16 protein-coding genes are annotated in these 13339 nt (G+C 70.2%); 6 read left to right on the top strand and 10 right to left on the bottom strand.

Annotated elements, in window-relative coordinates; all coding sequences use genetic code 11:
- Positions 1-19: 19 nt before the first annotated feature.
- The 3 genes from J7E87_RS17975 to J7E87_RS17985 all read right to left on the bottom strand — a co-directional run bounded on the left by J7E87_RS17975 (position 20) and on the right by J7E87_RS17985 (position 2158).
- Entirely contained in the window at positions 20-985 is a 966-nt protein-coding gene (locus J7E87_RS17975) for a folate-binding protein YgfZ (RefSeq protein ID WP_215095212.1), read from the bottom strand.
- A gap of 13 nt (positions 986-998) precedes the next feature.
- On the bottom strand, positions 999-1436 hold the full coding sequence (locus J7E87_RS17980; RefSeq protein WP_215095089.1) for a Fur family transcriptional regulator: 438 nt from the start codon (positions 1434-1436) through the stop codon (positions 999-1001).
- A 149-nt stretch (positions 1437-1585) separates the two neighbouring features.
- A complete protein-coding gene (locus J7E87_RS17985; protein WP_215095091.1) occupies positions 1586-2158 on the bottom strand; it encodes an FABP family protein in 573 nt (190 codons plus the stop codon).
- A 257-nt stretch (positions 2159-2415) separates the two neighbouring features.
- Here J7E87_RS17985 and J7E87_RS17990 point away from each other — a divergent pair, with 257 nt between their 5' ends.
- Positions 2416-2778, top strand: a complete 363-nt coding sequence (locus tag J7E87_RS17990; RefSeq protein ID WP_215095093.1) for a DsrE family protein — start codon at positions 2416-2418, stop codon at positions 2776-2778.
- A gap of 99 nt (positions 2779-2877) precedes the next feature.
- Here the strand turns inward: J7E87_RS17990 and J7E87_RS17995 are convergent, their stop codons facing one another.
- The 7 genes from J7E87_RS17995 to J7E87_RS18020 all read right to left on the bottom strand — a co-directional run bounded on the left by J7E87_RS17995 (position 2878) and on the right by J7E87_RS18020 (position 7197).
- Positions 2878-3144: a DUF3099 domain-containing protein gene (locus tag J7E87_RS17995; protein ID WP_215095095.1), complete on the bottom strand. Its 267-nt coding sequence runs from the start codon at positions 3142-3144 to the stop codon at positions 2878-2880.
- An 86-nt stretch (positions 3145-3230) separates the two neighbouring features.
- A complete protein-coding gene (locus J7E87_RS18000; RefSeq protein ID WP_215095097.1) occupies positions 3231-3518 on the bottom strand; it encodes a DUF1416 domain-containing protein in 288 nt (95 codons plus the stop codon).
- A 30-nt stretch (positions 3519-3548) separates the two neighbouring features.
- Positions 3549-4394: a sulfurtransferase gene (locus J7E87_RS18005; RefSeq protein WP_215095099.1), complete on the bottom strand. Its 846-nt coding sequence runs from the start codon at positions 4392-4394 to the stop codon at positions 3549-3551.
- A gap of 139 nt (positions 4395-4533) precedes the next feature.
- Positions 4534-4614: a putative leader peptide gene (locus J7E87_RS36495; RefSeq protein ID WP_355172694.1), complete on the bottom strand. Its 81-nt coding sequence runs from the start codon at positions 4612-4614 to the stop codon at positions 4534-4536.
- Between the two features lie 220 nt (positions 4615-4834).
- On the bottom strand, positions 4835-5584 hold the full coding sequence (locus J7E87_RS18010; protein ID WP_215095101.1) for a DUF2993 domain-containing protein: 750 nt from the start codon (positions 5582-5584) through the stop codon (positions 4835-4837).
- Between the two features lie 193 nt (positions 5585-5777).
- Positions 5778-6932 carry a hypothetical protein gene (locus J7E87_RS18015; RefSeq protein ID WP_215095103.1) on the bottom strand — a complete coding sequence of 385 codons (1155 nt, stop codon included), beginning with the start codon at positions 6930-6932 and terminating at the stop codon, positions 5778-5780.
- 10 nt (positions 6933-6942) lie between these two features.
- Entirely contained in the window at positions 6943-7197 is a 255-nt protein-coding gene (locus J7E87_RS18020) for a MoaD/ThiS family protein (protein WP_215095105.1), read from the bottom strand.
- A 638-nt stretch (positions 7198-7835) separates the two neighbouring features.
- Between J7E87_RS18020 and J7E87_RS18025 the strand changes: the two genes are divergently transcribed.
- From J7E87_RS18025 to J7E87_RS18045, 5 genes are all read left to right on the top strand, one after another.
- Positions 7836-8615 carry a response regulator transcription factor gene (locus J7E87_RS18025; RefSeq protein WP_215095107.1) on the top strand — a complete coding sequence of 260 codons (780 nt, stop codon included), beginning with the start codon at positions 7836-7838 and terminating at the stop codon, positions 8613-8615.
- 24 nt (positions 8616-8639) lie between these two features.
- Positions 8640-9662 carry a LacI family DNA-binding transcriptional regulator gene (locus tag J7E87_RS18030; protein WP_215095109.1) on the top strand — a complete coding sequence of 341 codons (1023 nt, stop codon included), beginning with the start codon at positions 8640-8642 and terminating at the stop codon, positions 9660-9662.
- 394 nt (positions 9663-10056) lie between these two features.
- The gene (locus J7E87_RS18035; protein ID WP_215095111.1) at positions 10057-11013 is read left to right on the top strand and encodes a S1C family serine protease; all 957 of its coding nucleotides are present in this window, start codon (positions 10057-10059) and stop codon (positions 11011-11013) included.
- 20 nt (positions 11014-11033) lie between these two features.
- Complete coding sequence (locus tag J7E87_RS18040) at positions 11034-11756, top strand: response regulator transcription factor (RefSeq protein ID WP_215095113.1); 723 nt, start codon at positions 11034-11036, stop codon at positions 11754-11756.
- A complete protein-coding gene (locus J7E87_RS18045; RefSeq protein ID WP_215095115.1) occupies positions 11753-13195 on the top strand; it encodes a cell wall metabolism sensor histidine kinase WalK in 1443 nt (480 codons plus the stop codon). The genes J7E87_RS18040 and J7E87_RS18045 overlap by 4 nt, the downstream gene beginning before the upstream one ends.
- Positions 13196-13339: the final 144 nt, after the last annotated feature.

Consider the following 13339-nt stretch of genomic DNA (forward strand, 5'->3'; position numbering starts at 1 on the left):
GGCCCCTTCGACGACCCGCTCAGGGCTCGACGACCGGCTCCTGCGCCGCCGCCGTGTCGCCCGCCAGCAGCTCCGCGTCCACCGGCACATTGCGCTTGACCAGCGCCAGCGCGATCGGGCCGAGCTCGTGGTGGCGGGCGGACGTGGTCACAAAGCCCAGCTGGCGGCCCTCCGCGCCCTCCGACGCCAGCCGGATCGGCGTGCCGGGGCCGGGCAGGAGGACCTCACTGCCGTCCAGGTGCAAGAAGACCAGCCGACGCGGGGGCTTCCCCAGGTTGTGGACGCGCGCGACGGTCTCCTGGCCGCGGTAGCAGCCCTTCTCAAGGTGAACGGCGCTGCCGATCCAGCCCAGTTCGTGCGGGATGGTGCGGTGGTCGGTCTCGAAGCCGACGCGGGGGCGGTGGGTCTCGATGCGCAGTGCCTCGTACGCGAGGATTCCGGCGACCGGGCCGTTCTCGGCGGCGTACGACTCGAGGTCGGCGCGCGGCAGAAACAGGTCGCGGCCGTGCGGGGTCTCCCGTACGACCACGCCGTCCGGTGCCTGCGCGATGGAGCCCGCAGGCAGGTGCACGACCGCGAACTCATCGGTGCGGTCGGCCACTTCGACCTGGTAGAAGAACTTCATCGACTCCAGGTAGCCGATCAGCGCCTCCTGTGTGCCCGGCTCGACATGCGCCCAGACACTCTCGCCGTCGTCGACGAGATACAGGGCGTGCTCGATGTGGCCGTGCGCGGACAGGATCAGCGCCTCGGTGGCCTGGCCCGCCGGGAGGTCGCTCACATGCTGGGTGAGCAGCAGATGCAGCCAGGCCAGCCGGTCGGCGCCGGTGACGGTGACAACGCCGCGGTGCGAGAGGTCGACGAGGCCGTTGCCGTCCGCGAGGGCGCGCTGTTCGCGGAACAGATCGCCGTAGTGCGCGGCGACTCCTTCGTCGCGTCCTTCGGCGGCGACCGCACCGGGCAGGGACAACAGAGGGCTCTTCATCATGGGCCCAAGCCTACGTCTCGGTAGTTGAAGCCTCAGCAGCGCATTTCTTGCAGCGGCCGAAGATCGCGAAATGCTTCATGTCCGTCTCGAAGCCGAAGGTCTCGCGCAGTTTCGCGGTGAAGTCGGCGGCGACGGAGACATCCGCCTCGATCACATTCGTACAGTCCCGGCAGACCAGGTGAATGTGGTGGTGGCGGTCCGCGAGGTGATAGGTGGGGGCGCCGTGGCCGAGGTGGGCGTGGGAGACCAGGCCGAGCTCTTCGAGGAGCTCCAGGGTGCGGTAGACGGTGGAGATGTTCACGCCGGACGCGGTCTTGCGGACCTCGGACAGGATGTCGTCGGGCGTCGCGTGCTCAAGGGCGTCGACGGCCTCGAGGACAAGCTGGCGCTGCGGAGTCAGCCGGTAGCCGCGCTGCCGCAGATCGCTCTTCCAGTCTGTGCTCACCACGCGTCCAGTGTAGGCGTGGGCCGGGCCATGGGGGCCCGAACTGGCGCTCGACCCAGGGCAGGGCCACCGGTCGTCCCCCGAAGTAGCCCGGGAATCGGCTTCGGGCTACTTCGTCGGGCTACTTCTTCGGGTCACTTGAAGAATTCGGGCTACTTGAAGAAGGCGATGCCGTCGTCGGGGAGGTCGCCGATGTCCTTGGCCCACGCCTCGACCTGCTCCGGGGAGACGACCTTCTTCAGATGCGCCGACATGTACGGCCGCAGCGGGACCTCCGGAGTGGACTTCTCGCCCACCCACATCAGGTCGCCCTTCACATAGCCGTAGAGGCGCTTGCCACCGCTGTACTGGCCCGAGGCCGCCGTGCGCGCCACCGCGTCCGTCACCAGGTCGATCTGCGGCTTCTTCTCGGCGAGCTCGCCGTACCAGATCTCGACGATGCCCTGGTCACGCGCCATGACGACTTCGATCTTGCGGTCGGAGTCGATCCGCCAGTAGCCGGACTCGGTCTCCAGCGGGCGGACCTTCTTGCCCTCGGCGTCGAGCGCCCACGTGTGCGAGACGTACTCGACGAAGTCCCGGCCGTCGTGGCTGAAGGTGACCTCCTGGCCGAAGTTGCACTTCTCGGCGCCTGGGAAGTCGGAAACGCCCACGCCCTCCCAGTTGCCGAGGAGGAACGCGAGGGGGACGAGGTCCGGGTTCAGGTCGGACGGAATCTCGATCATGAGCAGCTCTGGCGATCTGTAGAGATACGAGTGTGACTAGCGCTGGCCCTGGTACAGCTTCTTCACGGCCAGACCGGTGAAGGCGAGGACGCCGACGCAGACCAGGACCAGCAGGGCTTCGAAGAATGCCTCAAGCACGGGGTGCTCCTCGGTATGTGCTGTGTGAGCGGTAAAGGGGCCGTGGCCCAGCCTAATGGGTGGGGACCGGGCCCTCTCCGCGAGGTCGGCGTGACAGGCCGCCCATTACAGTTCGGCGCATGGCGAAGAAGCTCGTGATCAAGGTGACCGCCGGCGCGGACGCGCCCGAACGCTGCTCGCAGGCCTTCACAGTGGCGGCGATCGCCGTGGCCAGCGGGGTGGAGGTGTCGCTCTGGCTGACCGGCGAGTCCTCGTGGTTCGCGCTGCCCGGCAGGGCAGCGGAGTTCGAACTGCCGCACGCGGCGCCGCTGCCGGATCTGCTCGAGTCGATCAGGACGGCGGGGCAGATCACGCTGTGCACGCAGTGCGCGGCGCGGCGGGACATCACGGAGAAGGATGTCCTCGACGGCGTACGGATCGCGGGCGCGCAGGTCTTCGTCAGCGAGATCATGGCGGACGGCGTCCAGGCCCTCGTCTACTGACGGGACTCATTCACCGACGGGGCTCATTCACCGGCGGGCCGATTCTCTGGTCGGCCGATTGTCTGACGGCGGCATTCACCGACGGAGCTCATCCGGCGCTCATTGGTTGTTCCGCCGCTTCTTGCCGTCCAGTTCGTCCCACCACTCGTCGGACTTGGGGTCCCCGGACGGGTCGTCCCACCAGCGGTCGTCGGGCCCGCGCCGGTTCGCGACCATCGCGGCGAACGGCGGGATGGCCATGGCGACGACGCACATGCCGACGGCGACGGGAATCGACCACAGGCGCACCACGGCCCAGGCCGAGACGAAGAGCACCAGGCACGTCCCCATCAGCAGAAAGTAGGCGTGGCGACGTCGCGCGTACATGCTTCAAGCGTACGACCGAAGGGCCGCACCCCGTTCCAGTGGCGTCCAACCCCTGGGGTGCGGCCCTTCGGCCGGTACGTGGTGAATCAGACGGCGATGGCCACCTCGGCCAGGCCGCCGGTCTGCGCGACGACCGTGCGGTCCGCCGTGCCACCCGGAACGAGAGCGCGCAGCGTCCACGTGCCCTCGGCCGCGTAGAAGCGGAACTGTCCGGTCGCCGAGGTCGGGACCTCGGCGGTGAACTCGCCCGTCGAGTCCAGCAGGCGGACGTAGCCGGTGACGGGCTCACCGTCACGGGTCACGCTGCCCTGGATGGTCGTCTCACCGGGCTTGATCGTCGAAGCGTCGGGGCCGCCGGCCTTTGCTCCACACATAGGGTCGTCCTTCGTCAGTCTCTGGATGGGTTACTTGCCGGCGCCGAGCTCGATCGGCACGCCGACGAGGGAGCCGTACTCGGTCCACGAGCCGTCGTAGTTCTTGACGTTCTGGACGCCGAGCAGCTCGTGCAGGACGAACCAGGTCAGCGCGGAGCGCTCACCGATACGGCAGTACGCGATGGTGTCCCTCGCGAGGTCGACCTGCTCTTCGGCGTAGAGCGCCTTGAGCTCCTCGTCCGACTTGAAGGTGCCGTCGTCGTTGGCGTTCTTGGACCACGGGATGTTGCGCGCGGACGGGATGTGGCCCGGACGCTGCGACTGCTCCTGCGGGAGGTGCGCCGGGGCGAGCAGCTTGCCGCTGAACTCGTCGGGGGAGCGCACGTCGACCAGGTTCAGGTTGCCGATCGCGGCGACGGCGTCGTCGCGGTAGGCGCGGATGGAGGTGTCCTGGGCCTGGGCCTTGTATTCGGCGGCCGGGCGGCTGGGGACCTCGGAGCCGTCGACCAGGTCGCGGGAGTCGAGCTCCCACTTCTTGCGGCCGCCGTCGAGAAGCTTGACGCTGTCGTGGCCGTAGAGCTTGAAGTACCAGTAGGCGTACGAGGCGAACCAGTTGTTGTTGCCGCCGTAGAGGACGACCGTGTCGTCGTTCGCGATGCCCTTCGCGGACAGGAGCTTCTCGAAGCCCTCCTGGTCGACGAAGTCACGGCGGACCGGGTCCTGAAGGTCGCCCCTCCAGTCGATCCGGACGGCGTTCTTGATGTGGTTCTTGTCGTACGCGGTGGTGTCCTCGTCGACCTCGACGATGACCACCTTCGGGTCGTCGATGTGGGCCTCGACCCAGTCGGCGTCTACCAGGACGTCGCTGCGGCTCATGCTCTTTCTCCTCCGGGGCAGTGTGCGGCGGGTGATGCGAAGAGGGGGGTGCGGGTACGCGGAACGTGCGGCGTACGGCACGGCGTGTGGCCCTGACAACTGTCAAAGGGCCGGCGGGATACGGGAATCGAGCTCCCGCTCAGAAAGCGCGACAGAGCATGGCGGCGACGCGGCACAGGTCTACTGCCCGCCGCTTCGTGAGGTCCGCCTGTCGCTTCATGTGTCCGATCGTAGGGACGAGTCGGCCGCCATGTCACCGGCGTGTCGGATTCTGAGACGCGATCGTCCACTATGCGGGACGGCAGGGAGCCCCGGAGGCCCCTCGTGCGTTTCCGGAGCGGGTCGCGTCCGGCCGCCTTCTACTCAGCGGACAGGGCTGTCTCACCATGTGGCCGGATAGAGCAGGTGTACGACGGAAACCGCCCTGCCCTCCCCCGGTTCTAGCCGGCGAGCGAGACGTTCGTGCCCGTACCCGAGAAGCGCAGTCCGGCGTCCGTCGCCTCGACCTTGTCGAGCTTGATGCTCGACGGCATCCCGTCGATCTTCAGGTCGTAGTCGATGGCCTTGCGCAGCCTGTCGTCCAGGCCGGGGAGCGGCAGCTTCGGCAGCTCTTCCGCCCTGAGCTGGACCGTGCTGCCGCCCTTGAGTGCGACCGTGCTGTACGCGCTGACCATGCGGCCCTGGATCAGTCCCTGTAGGGCGCCCGGGACCGGTATACCCGCGCCCTCGAGCACTTCGGCAAGCGGTCCGGTGACCTTGACCTGGCCCTTTGCCGCCCGCTCGGGCCCCGCATAGCTGATCGTGGCGCCCTTCGGCGCGGCCTTCGTCAGGTCGGCGTAGGAGATCCGGGCGGAGCCGTCGGCCCGGTCCGCGACGGCGGAGGAGAAGCTGCTGTCGATCCGTACGCTGCGCAGCTCGGCCCTGACCTCGGTGACATTGACCGAGTGGCCGCCCGCGTTGGCCGTGATGCCGGTCAGGCTGACGTCCACCTCGTCGAGCTCCTTGCCCATCACCTGGGTGAGGAAGGGGAAGCCCTTGATGGAGATCTCCGGGGTCGAGCTCAGCCCCTGGCTGCTCTTGATCTTGTCGGCGGCCTCGGACTCCGCCATATTGACCGCGATCCGGTCGGCGGCGACGAAGATGCCCCCGATGATCACAGCGATGATCAGCAGTATTCGCAGTGCGCGCATTGCTCGGTGTCCCCCACCCTGGTCCGTCTGGCCCCCGTGACGCCCGCGAGCCTAACCAGTCCGGACGAGACCATGCCTTGAATGATCGACGTTCGGGTGGGGTCTTTGGTTCCGGCCGACGACACAGCGCCCGTCACACCAGTACCCGCCGCACCGGAGCCGGTCACGAGAGGGTCTGTCACGACATGGTCCGTCACACCAGGGCGCGGCCGATCAGGTAGACGGCGGGGGCCGCGGCGGTCAGCGGCAGGGCCACGCCCGCCGTCATGTGCACGAAGCGGGACGGGTAGTCGTAGCTCGCGACCCGCAGTCCGATCAGCGCGCAGCCACCCGCGGCGAGCCCGAGCAGCGCGCCGCCGGCGCCCATGTCGGTGAGGCCGCCGGCCGCGATGCCCGCACCGGCCGCGGCCAGCAGCGCCACGGCGACAGACGCGACGCCGGGCAACGGCAGCGCACGCGCCAGGACGGCCACAGCGACCGCGATTGCGCCGACGACGACGGCGTCGTCAGGGCCCGCGAGATGCCCGGTCGCGAGGATCGCGAGGGCGGCGGACGCGACGGTCGCCATCAGGCCGTACATCCTCTCGTCCGCGCCGGCGTGGCTGCGCAGCTGCAGTACGAGGGTGAGCAGCACCCAGACGCCGAGGGTGCCGATGATCGCGGCGGGTGCGTTCTCCCGGCCGACGAAGAGCAGCACGGCGTCGGCGGCGAGGCCGCCCGCGAAGGCGAACGCGATGCCCTGACGGGCGGGCCACATGCCGTTCAGCCGAAACCAGCCGGCCGCGGTGACTGCCTGCAGCAGGACGAGCGGCACGAGCAGGGCGTACGGGCCGATGGCCGCGCCACCGGCGAGCAGCAGCGCGAGTGCGGCGGTCAGCCCGGCGGGCTGCGCGCCCGGCGCGATGATCGGCGAGCGTCCCTCGGCGCGGGCGCGCTGGGCGTCGGTGATCCGGGCGTTCCCGACGGTGGTGGGGGCGCTGAACCCGGAGGTGTCGGCCTGGTCGGCGGGAGGCTCGTACGCGGCGGGTGCCGGCGCCGGGAGCGGGGCCTCGGGCGGCAGCGGGTAGGCGGCCCTCGGCCGCGTATAGGCGGTGTCCGGGGCGGCGGCGGCCTGCGAGGGCCGCACGACCGGCTGATACTGCGTGTCCCAGGTCTCGGCCTGCCAGGTCTGGGAAACCTCGGCGTCGCGCGACTCCTGGTAAGCGGGATCCTGATGGCCGGGCTCCGGGTAGCCGGGCTCGTGGTGGGGCGGCTGATACGCCTGCTGGTGCTGCTGATCGGCGTACTGGCCCTGGTACGGCTGCGGCGACTGCTGCTGTCCGTACGGGTACTGCTGATCGCTGCTCATGATGTGCGGTTCACCCTCCTGCGAACGGCGGGAGCACCTCGACCGTGCCGCCCTCGGCAAGCCGTACGGTCTCATGGCCGCGGGTCCCGACGGGATCACCGTCGATGAGGAACGAACACCGCTGCAGTACTCGCGTCAGCTCCCCGGGGTGCCGCTCGCGCACCATGTCGAGTGCCTCGGCGAGCGTTCCAGCGGCATACGGCTCCTCCGCGACCCCGGCGGCTGCCTTGGCCGCGGCCCAGTAGCGGATCGTTCCCGCTGCCATACCGGCACTCCTTTCGTCGGCTTTCGTCGGCTTCCATGATGAGCTACGCGGCGCCGAGCCATTCCGTCGCCCGGCTCCGGCACCAGCGGGCGGGGGCGCAGACAGCGGCGGCCTCGTCCGGTTACGCGCCTCGGTGCGCCCCCCGTGCATCGCCGCGTGCCGCCGCACCACCGGGCCGCTGCCGGGCCGTTCATCCCGGCCTTCGGCCGAGGCACAGAGCCGACCGTCACCACGCGACTGTGACCCGGTGAAACCGCGCCCGTGACACCTGCCGTACACGGCTTGTCCACCGACTCAATACCGCCTCAATACCGCCTCAATTCGGACCCTGTTCGCCGTAAGGAGCATCGCGTGCCGATGCCCCTGAGTGAGCGAGAGAACAATTGATCTGCGGAAAGACCCCTCTGCTCAGGAACTTATCTGGGTTATCCTGCTGGGAGAGGATCCGGGCAAAGTAGCCCCCGGGTCCTTTTCTGTTTCCTGTCCGTTGTTACAGATAGGTGAACAAAGGCTCTCAGGACGCGGGAGCCAACGTACGAAGCAATGCCGCAACGTCCTCGCAGGGACCGAGGAGGAACCGACGTTATGGGCGAGCGAACCGTGCACGACCGCAGGACGACCGAGGCAGGTGGGGCGCGATGAGCTCTCTGCTGCTCCTGACCAATGCCCTCCAGCCGTCGACGGAGGTGCTTCCCGCCCTCGGACTGCTTCTGCACAACGTGCGGGTGGCCCCCGCCGAGGGCCCCGCTCTAGTCGACACCCCCGGTGCCGACGTGATCCTCATCGACGGCCGCCGCGATCTGCCGCAGGTGCGATCGCTGTGCCAGCTGCTGCGCTCCACCGGACCCGGCTGTCCGCTGATCCTCGTCGTCACGGAGGGCGGGCTCGCGGCCGTCACCGCGGACTGGGGTATCGACGACGTACTGCTCGACACGGCCGGTCCCGCCGAGGTCGAGGCGCGGCTGCGGCTGGCGATGGGCCGTCAGCACATCACCGCGGACGACTCCCCGATGGAGATCCGCAACGGCGATCTGTCGGTCGACGAGGCGACGTACAGCGCGAAACTGAAGGGGCGGGTCCTGGACCTGACCTTCAAGGAGTTCGAACTGCTGAAGTACCTCGCGCAGCACCCCGGACGGGTCTTCACCCGCGCGCAGCTGCTCCAGGAGGTCTGGGGCTACGACTACTTCGGTGGTACGCGCACGGTCGACGTGCACGTACGGCGGCTGCGGGCGAAGCTCGGCCCGGAGCACGAGTCGCTGATCGGGACCGTACGCAACGTCGGCTACCGCTTCGTCGCGCCGGAGAAGGTCGAGCGCGCGGCTGAGGAGGCCAAGGCGAAGGAAGCGGCTCCGGTCGCCCGGCCGGAGGATCCGGCGGACGTGCGGGAAGCGGCCGTACGCCCTGCACAGAGGTAGGTCACCCCGCGTAGACTGCCGCGCGTGGCCAAGGTGACGCGGGACGATGTGGCGAGACTGGCGGGTACGTCGACCGCGGTCGTCAGCTACGTCATCAACAACGGACCCCGGCCGGTTGCGCCGGCCACGCGCGAGCGGGTGCTCGCCGCGATCAAGGAGCTGGGTTACCGGCCGGACCGGGTTGCCCAGGCGATGGCTTCGCGGCGCACCGACCTCATAGGCATGATCGTGCCGGACGCGCGGCAGCCGTTCTTCGCGGAGATGGCGCATGCGGTGGAACAGGCCGCGGCGGAGCGCGGGAAAATGGTGCTCGTCGGGAACTCCGACTATCGCGACGAGCGCGAGGTCCACTATCTGCGCGCTTTCCTCGGAATGCGGGTCTCCGGGCTGATCCTGGTCAGCCAGGGCCCCAGCGAACGGGCGGCGGCGGAGATCGAGGCGTGGGACGCGCGGGTCGTTCTCCTCCATGAACGCCCCGAGGCGATCGACGACGTCGCGGTCGTCACCGACGACATCGGCGGCGCGCAGCTGGCGACGCGGCATCTGCTGGAGCACGGGCATCCGTACGTGGCCTGCCTGGGCGGCATGGAGTCGACCCCGGCGGTCGGCGACCCGGTGGCCGACCACGTCGAGGGCTGGCGCCGGGCGATGCTGGAGTCCGGCCGCTCGGTGGACGACCGGCTGTTCCAGGCCCCGTACAACCGCTACGACGCGTATCTCGTCGCCCTGAAGCTGCTCGCGGGCCCGGACCGTCCGCCGGCGATCTTCTGCTCGACGGACGACCAGGCGATCGGCGTCCTGCGCGCGGCGCGTGAACTGCGGATCGACGTCCCGGGCGAGCTGGCGGTGGCGGGCTTCGACGACGTCAAGGAGGCGGCGCTCACGGACCCCCCGTTGACAACGATCTCCTCGGACCGCCCGGCGATGGCGCGGGCGGCGGTGGACCTGGTGCTGGACGACGGCTTGAGGGTGGCGGGGTCGCGCCGGGAGCGGGTGAAGCAGTTCCCGTCGGGGTTGGTGATCCGGCGGTCGTGCGGGTGCGGTTAGCCTCCGGCGGGGTGGGGTTGGGTGCGGGGGTTCGCGGTGCGGATCGGCTGGGTGCGGGTCCCTGGGTGCGGGGGTCGCTGGGTTCGGCCGTCTGAGTCACGTGTCGGCTGGGTGCGGGCGGTCCGCGGTGCGGGTCCCCGGGTGCGGGCGGTCCGCGGTGCGGGTCCCTGGGTGCGGGCGGTCCGCGGTGCGGGTCGTGAGGTTGCCCGGTGCCGTACGGCGTGGGTTCCGGGGCCCCTCCGGGCTCGACCCCTGCGGGGACGACCCTGCACGGCCCCTCCCCGTCGGGACCGCCACAGACCCGGTCACCCCCTGACTCGGGCATACCCCGTTCTGGCCCGGTTCTCAGCGCCGCCTCACGCTGCTCTCATGTACCGCCCCCAGAGTCACTCCCATGACGGACTACTACCGCTACCCGCAGCAGCCTGAGCCGCAGCCCTACGGCCCCCCGCCCCCCGCGCCGCCGGCGCCGCCGCATCGGGCCAAGGCCAAGCGGCCCGTCGCTCTCATCGCCGCCGTGGCCATCGGCGCCGCGGTCATCGGCGGCGGGGCCTCCGCGCTCGTCGGGCAGTTCGTCGGCGGCGACCCGAGCGGCGGCATCTCCGTGACCGGCACCAACGTGTCGCGGAGCAGCACCGGCACCGTATCCGGCGTCGCCCGGGCCGTCTCGCCGAGCATCGTGGAGATCAGCGCGACCTCCGCCTCCGGGCAGTCCACCGGATCCGGCGTGATCATCACCGCCGGCGGCGAGGTCATCACCAACAACCACGTCGTCTCCGGGGCCGACACCGTCAAGGCGCGGCTCAGCGACGGCAAGACGTACACCGCCAAGGTCGTCGGCACCGACCCCGGCAAGGATCTCGCCCTCATCAAGCTGGAGGACGCGAGGGGCCTCAAGGCAGCCGCCCTCGGCGACTCCAGCAAGGTCAGCGTCGGCGACGAGGTCGTCGCGATCGGCTCTCCCGAGGGCCTGACCGGCACCGTCACCAGTGGGATCGTCTCCGCGCTCAACCGCGATGTGACCGTCGCGAAGGAGCAGGACCCCAGCCGGCAGCAACAGGAGCAGAGCGACGTCTGGCCCTTCGAGTTCGGTGGGCAGCAGTTCAACGGCGACACCGGCGACTCCAAGACCACCTACAAGGCCATCCAGACCGACGCCTCCCTCAACCCCGGCAACTCCGGCGGCGCGCTCATCAACATGAACGGCGAGATCATCGGCATCAACTCCGCGATGTACTCGCCCAGTTCGGCCACCGGCTCCACCGCCGGCAGCGTCGGCCTCGGATTCGCCATCCCCGTCGACACCGTCAAGGCCGGCCTCGACGACCTGCGCTCCGGCGGCAACAGCTGAGCGCGTGCGAGGCTGAAGTCATGACGACCCCCCGCGAAGGCGACCGCATCCTCATCGTCGACGACGAGCCCGCCGTCCGTGAGGCGCTGCAGCGTTCTCTCGCCTTCGAGGGGTACGGGACCGAGGTCGCCGTCGACGGCGTGGACGCCCTCGCCCGGGCGGAGGCGTATGCGCCCGACCTGATCGTGCTCGACATCCAGATGCCCCGGATGGACGGACTGACCGCGGCCCGCCGGCTGCGCGCCGCCGGGTCGACCACGCCGATCCTGATGCTGACCGCGCGGGACACCGTGGGCGACCGCGTGACGGGCCTCGACGCGGGCGCGGACGACTATCTCGTGAAGCCGTTCGAGCTGGACGAGCTGTTCGCCCGGATCCGCGCGCTGCTGCGGCGCAGTTCGTACGCGACGACCGCGGGCGCGGCTCCCGACGACGACGTGCTGGCCTTCGCCGATCTGCGGATGGACCTGGCGACGCGCGAGGTCCACCGCGGCACACGCCGGGTGGAGCTGACCCGTACGGAGTTCACGCTGCTGGAGATGTTTCTCGCGCATCCGCGCCAGGTGCTGACCCGGGAGCAGATCCTCAAGGCGGTCTGGGGCTTCGACTTCGAGCCCAGTTCGAATTCGCTGGATGTGTATGTGATGTATCTGCGCCGCAAGACGGAGGCGGCCGGTGAGCCCCGCCTGGTCCACACGGTGCGCGGCGTGGGGTACGCGCTGCGGTCGGGCGGCCCGGAGTGATCGACAAGTTCCGTGCGCTGCCGCTGCGGTCGCGGCTGGCGCTGCTGGTGGCGGTCGCGGTGGCGGTCGCGGTCGCCGCCGTCTCCACCACCTGCTGGTTCGTCGTGCGCGGCAAGCTGTACGACGAGATCGACTCCAAGCTGAAAACCGCGAGCGCACCCCTGCGGGCAGACGAAATCGCGGCCACACTGCGCAACTGCTCCCAGACCCCCTCCGCCCGGACCGGCTACGGCCCCAAGCCCGTCTTCTACCTCCAGCTCGTCCAGGCCGACAGCGACAAACCGTGCGTCTCCGCCGACGCCGCCGGCACCATCCAGGTCGAGAGCGGTGACCAGGAGGTGGCACGGAACGCGGACCCGACCGTCTGGACGTTCCGCAACGGCAAGGACACCGAGGGGAAGGATGTCCGCGTGCTCACGGCCGCGGCCGTTGTCCAGGGCCCGGCGGGCGGGGTCGTGACCGACACCGCCGTGATGATCGGGTACCCGCTCAAGGAGACCGAAGGCACCCTGGGCGATCTGGCCCTCCTGCTGCTCATCGTGTCCGGCATCGGCGTGCTCGGCGCCGGCGCCGCCGGACTGTGGGTCGCGCGGGCCGGGCTCGAGCCGGTCGACCGGCTCACCGGGGCCGTCGAGCATGTCGCCCGCACCGAGGATCTGACCGTGCGCATCCCGGTCGAGGGCGAGGACGAGATCGCCCGGCTGTCCCGCTCCTTCAACTCGATGACTGCCGCGCTCGCCACCTCCCGCGACCGGCAGGCGCAGCTGATCGCGGACGCCGGGCACGAGCTGCGTACGCCGCTGACCTCGCTGCGTACGAACATCGAGCTGCTGGCCCGCAGCGAGGAGACGGGCCGGGCGATCCCGCCCGCGGACCGCACGGCGCTGATGGCCTCGGTCAAGGCACAGATGACCGAACTGGCCGCCCTCATCGGCGACTTGCAGGAGCTGTCGCGGCCCGACGCGGCGGACCGGGGGCCGCTGAAGGTGGTCGCCCTGCACGAGATCGCCGAGGCCGCTCTGGAGCGAGCCCGGCTGCGCGGGCCGGAGCTGACCTTCTCGGCGGAGCTGTCGCCCTGGTACGTACGGGCGGAGCCGGCCGCGCTGGAGCGGGCGCTGGTCAATGTCCTGGACAACGCGGTGAAGTTCTCACCACCGGGCGCGGCGGTCGAGGTGGCTCTCAAGGGCGGTGAGCTGACGGTACGGGACCACGGTCCCGGCATCCCCGCAGATGAACTCCCGTACGTCTTCGAGCGGTTCTGGCGCTCGCCGTCGGCGCGGAGTCTGCCGGGCTCGGGTCTTGGGCTGTCGATCGTGGCCCGTACGGTCCAGCAGTCGGGCGGTGAGATCTCGATCGAGCCCGCCGCGGGTGGCGGTGGCGGTACGCGCGCGGTGATCCGGCTGCCGGGGGCGGCGACTCCGCCGCCGGCGTCCGGCTGACCCCGCATCGGCGAGATCGCCGTCGACCTGGGGCCGACCGAACCCGCGGTCGCCTGGTCCGGCGGATCCGCGCCTGACGGCCGCCACCGGCGAACGTCGGCTACGGGCCGCCGAACCGCCGGCCTGGAGCGACGGATCCGCGTC

Source organism: Streptomyces sp. ISL-1, from assembly GCF_018614585.1.
GTDB lineage: Bacteria > Actinomycetota > Actinomycetes > Streptomycetales > Streptomycetaceae > Streptomyces > Streptomyces maoxianensis.

Bases quoted from the DNA above. Each gene is read 5' to 3' on its own strand.
- J7E87_RS18005 (WP_215095099.1), bottom strand. From the start codon at position 4,394: ATGAGCCGCAGCGACGTCCTGGTAGACGCCGACTGGGTCGAGGCCCAC.
- J7E87_RS18035 (WP_215095111.1), top strand. From the start codon at position 10,057: ATGACGGACTACTACCGCTACCCGCAGCAGCCTGAGCCGCAGCCCTAC.
- J7E87_RS18020 (WP_215095105.1), bottom strand. From the start codon at position 7,197: ATGGCAGCGGGAACGATCCGCTACTGGGCCGCGGCCAAGGCAGCCGCC.
- J7E87_RS17990 (WP_215095093.1), top strand. From the start codon at position 2,416: ATGGCGAAGAAGCTCGTGATCAAGGTGACCGCCGGCGCGGACGCGCCC.
- J7E87_RS18025 (WP_215095107.1), top strand. From the start codon at position 7,836: ATGAGCTCTCTGCTGCTCCTGACCAATGCCCTCCAGCCGTCGACGGAG.
- J7E87_RS18010 (WP_215095101.1), bottom strand. From the start codon at position 5,584: ATGCGCGCACTGCGAATACTGCTGATCATCGCTGTGATCATCGGGGGC.
- J7E87_RS36495 (WP_355172694.1), bottom strand. From the start codon at position 4,614: ATGAAGCGACAGGCGGACCTCACGAAGCGGCGGGCAGTAGACCTGTGC.
- J7E87_RS18040 (WP_215095113.1), top strand. From the start codon at position 11,034: ATGACGACCCCCCGCGAAGGCGACCGCATCCTCATCGTCGACGACGAG.
- J7E87_RS17975 (WP_215095212.1), bottom strand. From the start codon at position 985: ATGAAGAGCCCTCTGTTGTCCCTGCCCGGTGCGGTCGCCGCCGAAGGA.
- J7E87_RS18000 (WP_215095097.1), bottom strand. From the start codon at position 3,518: ATGTGTGGAGCAAAGGCCGGCGGCCCCGACGCTTCGACGATCAAGCCC.
- J7E87_RS17985 (WP_215095091.1), bottom strand. From the start codon at position 2,158: ATGATCGAGATTCCGTCCGACCTGAACCCGGACCTCGTCCCCCTCGCG.
- J7E87_RS17995 (WP_215095095.1), bottom strand. From the start codon at position 3,144: ATGTACGCGCGACGTCGCCACGCCTACTTTCTGCTGATGGGGACGTGC.
- J7E87_RS18015 (WP_215095103.1), bottom strand. From the start codon at position 6,932: ATGAGCAGCGATCAGCAGTACCCGTACGGACAGCAGCAGTCGCCGCAG.